General features: G+C 49.4%; 13 protein-coding genes and 2 pseudogenes. 5 read left to right on the plus strand and 10 right to left on the minus strand.

The window, feature by feature from the left end; genetic code table 11:
• Positions 1–567 (minus strand): annotated as a pseudogene (locus SD71_RS06010) (OmpL47-type beta-barrel domain-containing protein); the annotation flags it as partial.
• Between the two features lie 44 nt (positions 568–611).
• Here SD71_RS06010 and SD71_RS06015 point away from each other — a divergent pair.
• The 3 genes from SD71_RS06015 to SD71_RS06025 all read left to right on the plus strand — a co-directional run bounded on the left by SD71_RS06015 (position 612) and on the right by SD71_RS06025 (position 6,138).
• On the plus strand, positions 612–3,752 hold the full coding sequence (locus tag SD71_RS06015) for an OmpL47-type beta-barrel domain-containing protein (RefSeq protein WP_052476016.1): 3,141 nt from the start codon (positions 612–614) through the stop codon (positions 3,750–3,752).
• Between the two features lie 170 nt (positions 3,753–3,922).
• The gene (locus SD71_RS06020; protein WP_041061000.1) at positions 3,923–5,227 is read left to right on the plus strand and encodes an MFS transporter; all 1,305 of its coding nucleotides are present in this window, start codon (positions 3,923–3,925) and stop codon (positions 5,225–5,227) included.
• Positions 5,224–6,138, plus strand: coding sequence for a polysaccharide deacetylase family protein (locus SD71_RS06025; RefSeq protein WP_041061003.1), 915 nt, complete (start codon positions 5,224–5,226; stop codon positions 6,136–6,138). Before SD71_RS06020 ends, SD71_RS06025 begins: the two co-directional genes overlap by 4 nt.
• A 54-nt stretch (positions 6,139–6,192) precedes the next feature.
• Here SD71_RS06025 and pepT read toward each other — a convergent pair.
• Positions 6,193–7,424: pseudogene (gene pepT, locus SD71_RS06030) on the minus strand (peptidase T).
• Between the two features lie 31 nt (positions 7,425–7,455).
• Between pepT and SD71_RS06035 the strand changes: the two are divergent.
• Both SD71_RS06035 and SD71_RS06040 read left to right on the plus strand, forming a co-directional pair.
• Positions 7,456–8,457, plus strand: coding sequence for a DMT family transporter (locus SD71_RS06035; protein ID WP_235427016.1), 1,002 nt, complete (start codon positions 7,456–7,458; stop codon positions 8,455–8,457).
• Positions 8,458–8,873: 416 nt separating this feature from the next.
• Positions 8,874–9,359, plus strand: a complete 486-nt coding sequence (locus tag SD71_RS06040) for a hypothetical protein (protein WP_235427017.1) — start codon at positions 8,874–8,876, stop codon at positions 9,357–9,359.
• 54 nt (positions 9,360–9,413) lie between these two features.
• Here the strand turns inward: SD71_RS06040 and SD71_RS06045 are convergent, their stop codons facing one another.
• From SD71_RS06045 to SD71_RS06070, 8 genes are all read right to left on the minus strand, one after another.
• Positions 9,414–10,172, minus strand: coding sequence for a GerAB/ArcD/ProY family transporter (locus SD71_RS06045; RefSeq protein ID WP_052476018.1), 759 nt, complete (start codon positions 10,170–10,172; stop codon positions 9,414–9,416).
• Positions 10,130–10,543 carry a GerAB/ArcD/ProY family transporter gene (locus SD71_RS25490; protein WP_052476019.1) on the minus strand — a complete coding sequence of 138 codons (414 nt, stop codon included), beginning with the start codon at positions 10,541–10,543 and terminating at the stop codon, positions 10,130–10,132. The genes SD71_RS06045 and SD71_RS25490 overlap by 43 nt, the downstream gene beginning before the upstream one ends.
• A 1-nt stretch (position 10,544) precedes the next feature.
• Positions 10,545–10,775 (minus strand): hypothetical protein, encoded by a 231-nt coding sequence (locus tag SD71_RS06050; protein ID WP_041061009.1) that lies wholly within the window; start codon positions 10,773–10,775, stop codon positions 10,545–10,547.
• A complete protein-coding gene (locus tag SD71_RS06055) occupies positions 10,772–11,074 on the minus strand; it encodes a Ger(x)C family spore germination C-terminal domain-containing protein (protein WP_082034082.1) in 303 nt (100 codons plus the stop codon). The genes SD71_RS06050 and SD71_RS06055 overlap by 4 nt, the downstream gene beginning before the upstream one ends.
• Complete coding sequence (locus tag SD71_RS26155) at positions 11,047–11,238, minus strand: hypothetical protein (protein ID WP_407637523.1); 192 nt, start codon at positions 11,236–11,238, stop codon at positions 11,047–11,049. Before SD71_RS26155 ends, SD71_RS06055 begins: the two co-directional genes overlap by 28 nt.
• Positions 11,239–11,244: 6 nt before the next feature.
• Entirely contained in the window at positions 11,245–11,964 is a 720-nt protein-coding gene (locus SD71_RS06060; RefSeq protein WP_152619355.1) for a Ger(x)C family spore germination protein, read from the minus strand.
• A gap of 18 nt (positions 11,965–11,982) precedes the next feature.
• A complete protein-coding gene (locus SD71_RS06065; RefSeq protein ID WP_041061018.1) occupies positions 11,983–13,581 on the minus strand; it encodes a spore germination protein in 1,599 nt (532 codons plus the stop codon).
• 120 nt (positions 13,582–13,701) lie between these two features.
• Entirely contained in the window at positions 13,702–14,181 is a 480-nt protein-coding gene (locus tag SD71_RS06070; RefSeq protein WP_041061021.1) for a DinB family protein, read from the minus strand.
• Positions 14,182–14,236: the final 55 nt, after the last annotated feature.

Here is a 14,236-nt window from a genome sequence, read left to right on the forward strand (position 1 = left end):
GTAACGTAGCGAGTGCATAGTCTGTTGATCTATCGTAACCTGGATCCGGGCTCCTTCCGAAGACTCTCCGAATCGGGTGCTCACGGTGTGAACGAGATAGATGTGATCGCCTTCCGCTTGCTTAGGCAATGTTGCACTTAGAGCTGAGACGGTGCTTCTCAGGATTTTTTCATCACCTGCAAGCTCATACACTTTGTAACTAGCGGCGTATGCTGCTCCTGTCCAAGTCAACACCACATCATTGCCATTGACAATCCTGGATGTCACATTGGCTGGAGCCAGTATGGTCGGATATACCAGATCAAAAGTGACTTCCGCGCCGGCCGGTGATTCGCCTAACAGCGTGGAGAAGGAATGGACGACGAACGTATATTGTCCTGCCGCCTGGTTTGGCAGAGAAAGAGAAGTGCCGGTCGGCGAGCTTTTCAGAACTTTGTTTCCGTCAATGACCTGGTACACAATATATTTTGTCGCATATTGTACAGCCGCCCATTTCAATGTTACATCATTGCCGTTTGCAATCGTTTGCGTCAGGCTCGCCGGTGCCGGCATGACTTGTCCGTCCATAGTGAACGTCAGCTTCGCTCCGTCTGCGGACTCGCCGAAACGGCTTGAGTAAGAATGAACTTCAAAGCTATATTCTCCTGGCTAATTTCACGCATACCATTGCGAACGGTAACGATGTCACGTTGAAGTGGAATTCCGTAACGTACGCAACGGCGTACAAGATATACCAGATCGTCGATGGCGAGCCAATCCTGAAAAGCACGGTGACAACGACCTCTAAAACATTTATTAATTTGCCTGAAGGAGATTATATTTACGAGGTTCACTCTTTCAGTGACCGCTTCGGAGAATCTTCCGGCAGTGAGCTGACGTTCTCATTGGTGTTCCCGATAATGCAAGCTCCGGCTAATCTGACACAGTCGGTCACGAACGGGAATGACATTACTTTGAGATGGACTGCAGCGACTTACGCAAACAAATATAACGTGTACCAGATCATCGATGGTGCTCCTGTACTTAAGACCACCGTGAACGGCACTTCAGCGACTTTTACCAATTCGCCTGAAGGAGATTATAAATACGAGGTTCGCTCATTCAGCGATCGTTTCGGCGAGTCCGCTGAAGTCAGCGAAGTCAGCCTCTCCCTAGTGTTCCCGATCATGCAAGCGCCGGCTAATCCGACGTCGACCATCACGAATGGCAACGATATCACGTTGAGATGGACTGCTTCTACTTACGCAACCGGCTATAATGTGTATCAAGTTGTCGCAGGACAAAAACTGTTAGTCAAGACGCAAACCGGCATTTCTGTCAGCTTCACCAATATGCCGGAAGGAGATTACAGCTACGAGATTCATTCCTATAGCACTCGTTTTGGAGAATCTCCTGCCCCTGCTGTAGTAAATTTCAACCTCACCTGGCCGGTCGTTCAACCGCCGGTGCTGGCGGGCGCTGTCTTTAACGCCAACAACATTACATTTACATGGAAAACAGTGACTTGGGCGACTGAGTATCGCCTATACGAAGTCACCGGCAATACACGTACGCTGGTTTATAAGGGAAATGCGCTGACTTACAAAGTTTACAATCTCAGCGAGGATACTCACCATTACGAATTAACGGCTTTCAACACGCGTTTCGGTGAATCGGCGGCTTCTAACCGCTACAGTGAGACAATCGTTTATCCGGTCATGCAGCCGCCAGTGGCAAGCCTGAAGCTGCTTAGCGATACGAGTGCACGAATCTCGTGGGGCTTTGTAACTTACGCCAATGGATACAACGTATATGAGATTGTTGATGGAAAACCCGTATTGCTCGTCGAGAATTTGAATAACTTGTCCTACACGCTGACGAATCTGACTTATGCGGATCATGAATATGTGGTCACTTCGTACAGCAACTCATTCGGTGAGTCTGACAAGTCCAACATTGTTCTGGCAAGACTGATTATCGACACAACAGCACCGGTCACAGCCGCGAATGCACCGGCCGCTTGGACGAATCAAGACGCTGTCGTTACTTTGACCGCAACCGACGATGAAACCGGTGTAAAGGAAACGTATTATGCTGTGAATGACCAAGAGTACACTGCCGGCACTTCATTAACGGTTACTGAAGAGGGTGTTACGAAAGTCTCCTTCTATTCCGTTGATAAAGTCGGCAACAAAGAAGCAGTGAAATCGATTGACGTTAAAATTGACAAAAGTGCACCTGTGACTCGGGCAAGCGAAACCGCTGAATGGTCGAAAGCAGCAATTGTGCAGTTGAGTGTTGAGGATACACATAGCGGTGTGGCCAAGACGTTATACTCTGTCAATGGTTCGGATTATGTTGAAGGAACTTCGATCAAGCTGGAACAAGCGGGAGTTAACCGAATCTCTTTCTACTCAGTCGATACAGCAGGCAATTCGGAAGAAGCTCAAACGATTGAAGTAAAAATCGATGCCGTGGCCCCTGTGACGATCTCCAATGCGCTGCAAGGCTGGACTCAAGAGGATGTTACGGTCAGCTTGAGCGCAACGGATGCACACAGCGGCGTTGTCAAAACGCTCTATTCCGTTAACGGATCTGCATATTTGGAAGGCACATCGTTCACGATTGACGCAGAAGGCATCAGTCAAGTTACCTTCTACTCCGTAGACGCGGCAGGCAATTCCGAACAAGCTCAAACCATCGAAGTCAAAATCGACCGTACCGCGCCGGTTACAGCTTTCAAAGCACCGGCAGGCTGGACGAAGCAAGCTGCTTTCGTAACGCTTGCCGCAACGGATGAACACAGCGGCACAGACAAAACATTCTACTCCATCAACGGATCGGAGTTTGTGGAAGGCACTTCATTCACGATCGACAAAGAAGGCGTAAACCAAGTCTCCTTCTATTCCGTGGACGCAGCGGGCAATAGCGAAAAAGCTCAATCCGCCGAAGTGAAAATCGACAGCACCGCACCTGTGACTGCCTCGAATGCACCTGAAGGCTGGTCCAAAGAAGATGTCATGGTGAGCTTGAAAGCATCGGATGCACTGAGCGGTGTAAAACAAACGTATTACTCGGTCGATGGATCGGAGTATGCAGCAGGTACTGCTGTCCAAGTTACCGGGGAAGGCGTGCACAAATTAACCTTCTATTCCATTGACGAAGCCGGCAACATCGAAGCGGCCAGCTCAGCTGACGTAAAGATTGATGAAACAGCCCCGATTGTGTCGATGAACTTGAACGGCGAATACAGTCTAGGCGAGAGCTTAACACTGACTTATACTGCGACAGATAACCTGTCAGGGATCGCAGTTGAAAAAATGACGGTTTCCGGTCCGCAGTCCGGCGCGGATACTGTTGTCGCTAACGGCGGCGCGTTTAAACCGGATAAACCGGGAATCTATAACATCATTGTCACCGTGACGAATGGAGCCGGACTAACGACTACGATCAAGAAACAGCTTACCGTATACATTGCGGCGACTATTGAAGTCACACCTAAAGTCATTAAAGGCAATAACGGCGTATTCACAGTGCGTGTAGATCTGCCTGACGGGTTCAGCACTCAAGGCTTTGACTTGAACAAAGCGACACTTAACGGAGTGAAGGCGCTGAGCAGCAACAACGGGTACTACAACCAAGCGAAAAACGGACAATTCAAGTTTGAGCGTTCCGATTTCAAATGGACCGGATCTGAAGTGGTCCTTCAGTTCCGCGGTTACGCTAACGGTTACTTAGTTGTAGGACAAACTACCGTAAAAGTGCAAAAATAAACTCTGGATTCACACGATTGCAAGCTGGCGCCGAAACGGCGTCGGCTTGTTCTATTTTATAGGCTCTTGTGATAATATGGAAAAATCAAGCAACTATATTGACGACCTTGTCACCGATGACCGGACAATGCCTCATTGGTGACGGACGGTTGTACGGAGGGTATTATCAGATGAAAAAAACGCTTCTGAATTCCCCGATGACTTATGCGCTCGGCATGCTGGCCATGATGATCCCCGTACAGGCGTTCAGCACCTATTACAGCTACTATTATATTGAGAAACTTGGACTTGGTGTCGGTCTGGCCACACTCGCGCGAACCATCTATCTCATTTGGGATGCGGTCAACCAACCGATTTTCGGCTACCTGTCGGACAGAACGAGAACGCGATGGGGACGCAGGAAGCCGTGGATTTATTCCGCGATGCCCTTTTTCATTCTCACATTTGTGATGATCTTCGCCGTACCGGAAGGTATGAGCGGGATGAGTCTTTTCATCTGGTTCCTCGCCGCATTGATCCTCTATGAAACCGTATCGACGATTCTATGGGTCAACTACGGCGCGCTGTTTCCGGAATTATTCCGGGGGGACAAAGTGAGAGCCAAGGCTTCGGCCATTCAGCAGGCATTTCAGATTGTCGCGCTGCTGATCGGTTCCACGCTGACTGCCGTCCTTTTCAAGGCGTTCGGTTTCGGTAATATGGCGCTCATCTACGGGCTTGTCTTTGCTGTGTTCATGTGGATGTGCATGGCAAGTGTGAGGGAGAAGGAGGACGCCAGGAAAGATGAGCCGCTAAAGCTCAGAGATGCGTTCCGTGAAACGTTGAAAAACAGGGATTTTTGGATTTTCAATATCGCTAATTCCTTTGCTCAAACCGTGAATGGACTACTAAGTTCCATCATTCCTTTTTACGCCAAATATGTTCTGAAAATAGAGGAGTCGCAGGTACCCATACTGTTTGCATCCGTATTTGTCTCCGTCATTCCTCTTGTGGCGCTATGGTTTCTGATTGTAAGGAAATTCGGCGGGGTGACAGGTTGGCGGCTGTCACTCGGGTTCTATGCGCTCGCGGTCATTCCGCTGTGGTTCGGCCAAGATCTAAACAGCGGGATAATTGCAGGCGTCATTACCGGGTTCGGGCTGGCAGGTTTCCTCGTAACGCCGGCTGTGCTGAGCGGGCAGATTATTGACCGGGATGCGGAGAGGACCGGCCGCAGAAGAGAAGGAATGTATACGGCGGTCGCCGGCTTTATCACGCGCTCGAGCGGATTGATCTCCGCTTTGGCCTTTTGGGTGGTCGGTATGATTTTCGGCTATGTAAGCGGGGATAACCCCGGCCCTAACCCTGAAGCGACCTTCAAATACTTGATCAGCGTGGTGCCTTGCTGCCTGCTGGTCGTTTCCTTTGTCACCTCACTATTTCTGAAGATCACGCCGAGTGCAGATCGTAAGCAGGATACCGGCATGCCGATATGAAGCGATATTTGATCTTGAACTGCGATGACTTTGGTCAAAGCAAGGCGGCCAACGCGGCAATTATGCATTTGCTCGAAGAAGGGAAAGTATCATCAGCTACGATTATGCCTCCCGCTCCGGCATTTCAGGAGGCTGCCGCATGGGCGCGCAGCAAAGGTGAAGGGAAAGTGGGGCTTCATCTGACTCTGACCAGCGAATTCAGCGCGCTTCGTTGGAGGAGCCTTACGGGCCGGAAGTCACTCCATGACGACACGGGCTATATGCACAAGACGGTGCTCGAGTTCGAAAAGAAGGCGCAAACACAAGATGTAAGGGCGGAAATCGCGGCCCAGTTCCAAGCCGTAAGAGACGCCGGATTGAACATCACGCACGTCGACAATCATATGGGCAGCCTGTACGGTATTGAGACCGGTCGAAGTCACCTTCCGTACGTGCTGTGGCAGTGTTCTATCAGAAGGCTGCCTTTTCGACTGTTCCGTAAAGTGGATCCGAACGACACCATGCTTGCCGCCGTTCCCGGAATCGATGAAATCCTCGCCAAACTGACGGCGCTTGCCGACACTCTTGGGGTTGGGATGCCTGACTATCTTTTGTCCCATCCGTTCCATGTCGAGCACGGCGAAACATACGACACTTTTAAACAGTCGCTCATCCATAAGATCTATAATCTGCCTGAGGGTGTGTGCGAGACCTATATCCATCCCGGAGTTGATGATGCGGAGATGCGAAGGCTGATCCCTTCATGGGAGAAAAGAGTGTGGGAATACCGGTTGGCGCTGGATGAGGATTTTGCTTATGCAATGCGGGATGCGGGGGTTATCTTAACGGATTATCGGTATGTGCGAGAAAATTTGCGAAGATCAAGAATCAAGTCGGCGTTTGGTTTGTTAAAACGGCTGACTAAGAAATAATCTGTTTAACGAAAAAAGCTAACCCGCATAACTTAAGGGTTAGCTCTTTTCATTTTATTTTCTCTGTTCGAACAACCGAATGATTTCAACGATGACATTGACGGCTTTCTCCATCGTATCCAGCGACACGAATTCATACCGCCCGTGGAAGTTCTCACCGCCGGCGAAAATATTCGGCGTAGGCAGTCCCATATAAGACAGCTGCGCACCGTCCGTACCGCCGCGAATCGCCTTAACTACCGGCTGAATGCCCAAATTGAGCATCGCAGTATGCGCAACGTCAATCACTTCTTTCACCGGCTCGACCTTTTCGCGCATATTGTAGTACTGATCTTTCATATCAAGGATGATGCGATCTTTGCCGTATTCTGCTTGCAGCTCTTCGACGATACGGGCCATGTTCGCTTTGCGCGCCTCGAAATTTTCCCGGTCGAAATCCCGAATCAGGTAGCTCATCTTGGTCTCTTCCACATTGCCGTTAATCGATTGCAAATGATAGAAGCCCTGGTACCTTCGGTGTGTTCCGGCGCTTCGTCTGCAGGCAGTCTGCGATTGAGCTCCAGCGCAATTTTACCGGAGTTGATCATTTTGCCTTTTGCGTATCCGGGGTGGATATTCTTACCTTTAATCGTAATGCGCACCGATGCGGCGTTAAAGCTCTCGTACTCCAGTTCGCCAAGCGGGCCGCCATCCATCGTGTATGCGTACTTTGCGTTGAAAGCAGCCACATCGAACCGGTGAGGCCCTCTGCCGATCTCTTCATCGGGAGTAAAAGCCACCCGCACTTTACCGTGTTTGATCTCCGGATGCTGAATGAGATACTCCATAGCGGTCATGATCTCCGCGACTCCGGCTTTATCGTCGGCGCCAAGCAGTGTCGTGCCGTCCGTGGTGATCATGGTCTGACCCTTATATCCGGCCAATTGAGGGAAGTCCGCAGGCGACAGAACAATTTTCTGCTCCTTGTTCAGAACGATATCGCCGCCGTCGTAGTTGTCGACGACTTGCGGGTTAACGCCTGCGCCGCTGAGATCCGTCGCGGTATCGACGTGCGCAAGGAAGCCGATCGTCGGCACGTCCTTGTCCGTATTCGACGGAAGCGTCGCCATCACATAACCGTTGTCGTCCATGGTGACTTCCTTCATGCCGATGGACTGCAGCTCTTCCACCAGCATCTTGGCCAACGTTAGCTGCCCGGGCGTGGACGGGCATGACTCGCTGTCCTCATCGGACTGCGTGTCCACTTGTACATATGCGGTGAACCTTTTCAGAAGCTCTTCTCTCAACGTGATCACATCTCCTTGAAAATTATTTTAAATGAAAATCGTCAAAGGTTATACTAGAATTATGTTGCTGGAACAGAATATGTTTTCTATCGAGCAGACTTCATATCAGGAAGAAGGTTCATCGTGCCGCGTCTCGTTTATTTTGCTCTCATTTTGCTCAGTCTCATTTGGGGCGGTTCTTTTTTATTTTATCAAGGTGCTCCTTAACGATTTCGGCCCGTGGACGATCGCGTTTCTGCGTTCGGGTGCCGGTTTGGTTGTCGTTGTTGTTATTATGCTCGCTTTCCGCAAGCCCTTCAATCTCCGTATGATTCCGTGGATTCCGATGGCCGCGATGGCTCTCATCAATACGGCTATTCCGTGGGCGTTCATCGGATTCAGTGAAACCCGGTTAACGAGCAGTATGGCTTCGATCCTCAATGCTACGACACCGGTGTGGACGATTTTTATAGGGATGCTGTTTTTCAAAAATGTCTCGACGAAGATGCAGTGGCTGGGCATCAGCATCGCCTCGTTCGGCCTGATCGTTCTGCTTGGAGTAAATTCCGAGACCATCATTTCGGTAGATGTGATCGGCTTTATCGGCATGCTTACCGCCAGCCTTTGTTATGGTATCGGATCCCAGCTGTCCAAGCGTCTTCTCTCCGGGTATTCGATGTATCAGATTACGTTCGGAACCCTGCTGACCTGTATGATCTCCAGCGGAAGCATGGCTTTCGCAACGGAAACGGTCTCTTACTCGGACCTTATCTCTGTAAGCAATATTCCGATGATTATTGGACTGGGCGCTTTCGGATCGGGCATTGCCTACATCCTCTTTTATTATATCATTCAGAACGGCAGCGCCGAGTTTGCCACAATGGTGACTTATCTGGTTCCGTGCACAGCCCTGATCTGGGGGTACAGCTTGTTGAACGAGGAAATTACATGGAGCTTAATAACGGGATTGTTCATCGTGCTGGGAGGCGTTTTTATAGCCGGCAGAAAACCGCGCACTGTAAAAGCGGCTTCCATGGAGCAATTGGCAGAATAAAGGAGATAGATAACGCTTACACGGCGGAAATCCGGGGAAACGCAGTATTTCTCCGATAATTAAATATTCTGAATATTTGAGCAATTCGGGACGTCATTGTATAATGAGAACCAACAAAGCGAAAGGGGATAGTCCATTGAACCAGGTAAGCGAAGCATATCCGAATGCCGGTACACGGCGTGAATGATTCGCCGAAGGGATATGCGGGGACGCAGTTCAACTCATTGGAATATGAACCGATTGCATGACGGACATTTCGTGCAAGTCTAATCTGAAGATGGGAGTGTAAGCATACAATTGAATAGCAAAGAGGTTGCAAGGTAGAGCTTTCGGTTATCAGCGGTTAACCGGAAGCTCTACATTTATATATCGGGCACGGGGTGATGGCCATGGGGACTCGGTTGTTATCGGAGTACATGATCAAACAACATAACCCACACCTTAGATACTTAAGAATACATACTACGGCCAGGAATACGGCGACGATCTATGCATGGGACGAGGAGCTGCGGCTGCAGGAAGGAGATGCTGCTTCTTTACAACGGTTTGCTGCCGGGTATTTAGCTCCGTACGTCAGCTTTAAAGTAAAGGCTTACCCCTTCATTAGGGAGGACCGGGTTCCTGAAGTGTTTGAAGTACCGGATCTCATCGTACAAACGGCCCTCAATAGAAACCTGGATCAGTATGGCATTATTGCAGTAATGAATAGCATGCTCTCAACCGGTGAAATCACTTTTACCCGATATGAAATCAATACGGGTACTTTTCATTTTGATATACGCACCACGACACGGGTTACAGATATTGAACAGGAACTTATCCAGCGTTATCTTTATGAGATTATTCCTTTAGGCTCTCGCTCTGCCGTTAGCTATGTCTGCAATACGGAGTGTGTCATTTAACACGGCGGGCTTGCAGAATGGATAGGCCAGCAAAGACTTGCTGCTCTATCCATTTTATTTTGATGAAACTGCCTGTGCGGATTGCGATTGATCTTTCTTCCTGCCCATGGACCGCAGCCAGTCTACAAGTAAGTAGATCGCGGGGACGAGATCGATCAGCAGGAGAAACGCGGATTCCCCGTGACGCGTGATTTCCTCTACATTTGCGGTAGATTCGAACATGAACAAGGATAAGCCCACCGCGAAGGCAGTTAACGTATAAGCGAAAGGCTTGTGGTCGTTCAGACCCAGCGTGTATGTCAGACCTGTAACAGAGGTTAATAACAAGAAGCTGATCTTGAGAAACATGCTGTACAGCCAAAAGACGAGCAGGAGCGGATCCAGATTCTCAAGGAAAGCTCCCGTATGTACATAACGGATCAATTCCAGGATCGGGTAAGTGAAATTTGCACCCAATTCGGGACCGAACAATAACGTGGTTGCAATAACGTCGGACAATATCACTGCCGCCGCTGTGCACACTGCCCAAAACAACGATTTTTTCAATTTGGGCTGATGAGCAAAATAAGCGAAGAAATAAGCAACGAAAGCGATCTCGCCGAATATGGCCGCAACCATCATCGCACCATTCCAGGTGCCGCGTAGATTAACGTTTGTTAACAGGCCAATCGCCATATCCATCCTGAATTCTTTAGTGGCGAACAGCGGAAATAAAGCGACAGAAATGATGCTGAAGAAAAAAACACCCTGGGCGCTGCGGAACAGGGTGGTTATACCCGAACGCACGCCGCGCGCCAAGCAAATTCCGAACACCACGCAACCGCCCAGTTGGGAGTGTCCGGCAAGTAAATCTGTACCATAAAATCGGTCAACTGCCGTAAGACGAATGCCCCGGCATATAAGCTGACTAAGACCAAGATTAAACTGATCACACGATGAATCCATTTGCCCACGATCTCATGGCCGTATTGCCAGAATAGCTTGTTCGGCCGTTTCATTGATAATCGATAAGACAAATAACCGATGATCAGGCCGATGACTGCTCCCAAAACAACGGAAACCCAAGCCATATATTGGGCGTTCCTGAGCAGAGGGGCGACGAAAAACCCGATAATGCTGGAAAATAAAAACTGGGAATAAAACATATATACCTGCAGCGGCGTAATTCTTCCCGAGCTCTTCACGTTACTCATGCGTCTCCACGAAGATCAGCTTTTGTAAGGGGAAAAATATCGACTCGATGAGCATGCCTACCGTCCAGCGGTCTCTGAGCAGATAGATCGCTTCCATGCCGAGAGTAAGAACACAGGCCACCGCCATCACCCGAATCACGGCGCGTTTCGTTCGCTTATTCTGTTGTAGATAACGCCAGTCGAAATAGGCGATTAGAGAAAAGATAATCAGGATCGTGATCATTCGGACTTCTCCTTCGCAGACAGGATCCGGTTCCATTCCGGCTTCTCCGCCGTGCCGTACCACTTGATAGTAATATTTACATCCGGCTCCACAATGACTCTTTCCGCATATAACTGTCTCCACTCCGTTTTATTGCGGTTCCATGTTTGAGGATACCGCCATTTCAGGTAGTTCCCAAGTTGGAATGCATCGGATTTCATCCTTTTTGTTGCGTCAAAGGCGCTGCTGATTCGATCCGCAAGCTGATTCTCAAGACTTTTTTCCAACGCATTCAGGCTCTCGACATCGGTGACATTGATCGTGGATTTGGTCGCGAGTAGCTTGCGCTAGCGTTACATGTAACGGTAAAACTAATCCGGCTTCCATTGACATGCGGTTTTATTTTGTTTTTCGCTCCCCAAACGAGAAAATCGACATCTTTCCCATCTTTCGGAGAGGGAACGCTGAATTCCGAATTCTCCACGTTCCCCTAGATCCATAGAGCGGCTCTCGTCTCGGGAGTACTCAAAACACCTGCCATTTTTCCTTGCCTCAAAATGACCGAACCATCCGTTCCCATCCATTTATTGCCGTTTTCTTCAAACTCAGCCCCCTTTCTGCTAAAGACAAGCCTTGGAAGCACCAGATCCCCGCCGATATACACGGACATCAACAGGTCCTTGATGGTGACCGGGACGATAATTTTTGTTTCCGCATAGGCAGTTAAGATATCCGTTGGAAATCTTTCGAAGACAACGGGTATGTCGGCGAAATCCTTTACTTTACCCTCGGTAACAAAGAGATTGGCGTTAACATGGATAGAGGGCTCGCGCGCGGCAAAATCGGCTATCGGCTGAACACCTTCTTGAGCCAGCTTCTTCCCGATCAGAACGTTCCTCAATTGACCGAATGTAATTCTTCGGGGGACATCCGATTGAATTTGCCGGTAAGCATCGCCGATATCTTTGCCTGTTTTCGTAACAAAGGTAAAAGGCTTGGCAGATGCGCCTCCCGCATCCCCTCCACCCGCCTTCCCGGACGACATGCGATTCGGGAGAGGAAATCCGAGAGTGAGCTCAATACCGTTGTCCGCTTTATCAAGAAGCATCACCCTGGCAAACGCCCGGTCATGCAATTCCTCAGAAGACCAGCAGCCGCCGAGAATCAATAGTGGAGTACATAATAGAACCAAGAGCGGGAGCTTTGACAAGTATCTCATCCTATCGGATCACTCCGGTTCATCAAGTTCTCTTGTCCATTGTCGGGAAACTTTTCGCTGCCTTCTGAGATCAATGCTGGTGAATGAGGGACGGGTTTTCATAGCCCACCAAGGCGCTCTTACCAAGACATCCTTAAGATCGTTAGGTCTGATCGGAGTCATCGGCATCATATACGGTACCCCGAATGAGCGAAGCTCCACTAAATGCAGGTAGAGCATGATCAGTCCGCAGGCAACTCCGAATAATCCGAAGGTGGCGGCCAGAATCATGATGGGAAACCGGATCAGCCGGAAGGCAAGTCCTAAATCGTAATGAGGAATAATGAAGGAAGCTATTCCGGTTAAGGAGACGATGATCACCATAAAGGGCGACACAATGCCCGCTTCAACAGCGGCGGTTCCAATGATGAGAGCGCCGATAATCGATACGGCCTGCCCGATGGCTTTCGGAATACGCAGGGAAGCCTCCCGCAGCGCTTCAAAGATGAACTCCATCATAAAGGCTTCCACCATTGTAGGAAACGGAACGATTTCCCTTGAAGAAGCAATGGTGACCAGCAATCTCTCGGGTATAATATCGGGGTGAAATGTTGTGATCGCAATGTAGAGAGAAGGCAGTAAGAAGCATACGAAAAGAAAAAGGTACCGGATCCAACGAATCCAAGTGGCGGCTATGTAGCGTTGATAGTAGTCTTCCGCCGATTGCAAGAGTGTAAAGAGGGTCACCGGCGCAAGAAGAACGTCGGGTGTCCCGTTGATCAGTATGGCTACGCGGCCTTCAAGCAGGGACGCCGTAACGGTGTCCGGCCGCTCGGTATACTGCATTTGGGGGAAGGGCGAGTAGGGATGATCCTCAATCAGTTCCTCCACATAACCGGCACCGAGAATGGCGTCTACTTTGATGTCCTTTATACGTTTTTTCACTTCGTCTACAACTTCGTGCCTGGCTTTGCCTTCCAAATAAGCGACTGCGAGCTGAGTATGGCTTTCTGTTCCCAGCATCATCATGTCAACCTTGAAGGATGAAGACTTAAGCCTCCGTCGAAGTAACGTAAGGTTCGTGTCCAAGTCTTCCACGAAGGCGTCCCGGGGACCTCGAATGACGGATTCATTCGGTGCTTCCGTGATCGCCCGTTTCTCGTAACCGACTGCGGTGAGGGAAAGGATTCGCGGCTCCCCGTCGACCAACAGCACCGCATTGCCGTCCAAGATGTCCTGGACTGTATCCTTCACGGAGAAGTGTATTTTTTGCTGAGCGACAGGAATCTGCTTATACTCGAATATCAGTATGCGGAATTGGTTCGCAGATTCAGCAGAGTCAAAGGACATGAGTTCCTTGAGTATGCTTTGCTCCACTGTTTTGAGATCCACCATCCCTTTCATATAGACAAGGGTACATGGAACATCAGGGCCTGCGGTGAACTTGTGGTAGATGACATCCGAGCAGTGCTCGAGGTGTTTTTTTAATGATTTAACACGTGAGTCGAGATCGGCTGCTTCTTGATGCGAGTGTTCCTGTGAGTTGGTAATATCTGCAGATGCAGCGTCGGAAGGGGGATTCGCGAGCTGTCTGACGAGCCATTTTTTCAGCCGATTAAACAGGGGCATAGTAAGACCTCGGGAATGTATTTGACTTTATATTCCCTCCATTTCCATATTTTCATGCATCTCAAATGAAAAACGGCCGTTCCGGGTTACCGAAACAGCCGCGTACGTAAGCTGCAATTTCTATTCATCAAACAAGCCTCTGCGAATCAAGTTTGCTGTAACGGGCTGCTTGCCGAGTTCGCGTGACCACACCGACAGCTGGCCGATATGGTGAATTTCATGGGCGATCACATGCCGCATAACCTCTCCATACTTGAAGTTTTCAGCCTCACCATCGGAATTTTCGTCCTCTAAAATCTTTCGCTCCATATCGCTGTTCCAGCCGTACACGAAAGGCGCAATTTCCGAATGGCAGCGTTCCGAGAACGCTCTCAGTTTTTGCACGGTTGCATACTCCTCGAACGGAGGTTCGTGCGGCGGAACTTTCCCTTGCAACCAGGAGATCCAACTGTACTCGACATCCACAATGTGAAAAAGAGTGTAGAGAATGCCTCCAGGTCCACCGGTCCGTTTCTTCAGCAGTTCTTCTTCGGTAACCGATTCGCACCAGTCCAACCATTCGTTGCGAACCTGCCAATTGTACTCGAATAATTTTAACATTGCGTCCGCCTCCCCAGATCACTTCTATGAGAATAAGTATACAGATTTTCCAGAA

The sequence above is a fragment of the Cohnella kolymensis genome (genome assembly GCF_000829465.1).
Classification (GTDB): Bacteria; Bacillota; Bacilli; order Paenibacillales; family Paenibacillaceae; genus Cohnella; species Cohnella kolymensis.

Coding starts and splice junctions, on each gene's coding strand:
- SD71_RS06020 (WP_041061000.1), top strand. CDS start 3,923: ATGAAAAAAACGCTTCTGAATTCCCCGATGACTTATGCGCTCGGCATG.
- SD71_RS06025 (WP_041061003.1), top strand. CDS start 5,224: ATGAAGCGATATTTGATCTTGAACTGCGATGACTTTGGTCAAAGCAAG.
- SD71_RS06035 (WP_235427016.1), top strand. CDS start 7,456: ATGAAAATCGTCAAAGGTTATACTAGAATTATGTTGCTGGAACAGAAT.
- SD71_RS06040 (WP_235427017.1), top strand. CDS start 8,874: ATGATCAAACAACATAACCCACACCTTAGATACTTAAGAATACATACT.
- SD71_RS06050 (WP_041061009.1), bottom strand. CDS start 10,775: ATGATCACGATCCTGATTATCTTTTCTCTAATCGCCTATTTCGACTGG.
- SD71_RS06065 (WP_041061018.1), bottom strand. CDS start 13,581: ATGCCCCTGTTTAATCGGCTGAAAAAATGGCTCGTCAGACAGCTCGCG.
- SD71_RS06070 (WP_041061021.1), bottom strand. CDS start 14,181: ATGTTAAAATTATTCGAGTACAATTGGCAGGTTCGCAACGAATGGTTG.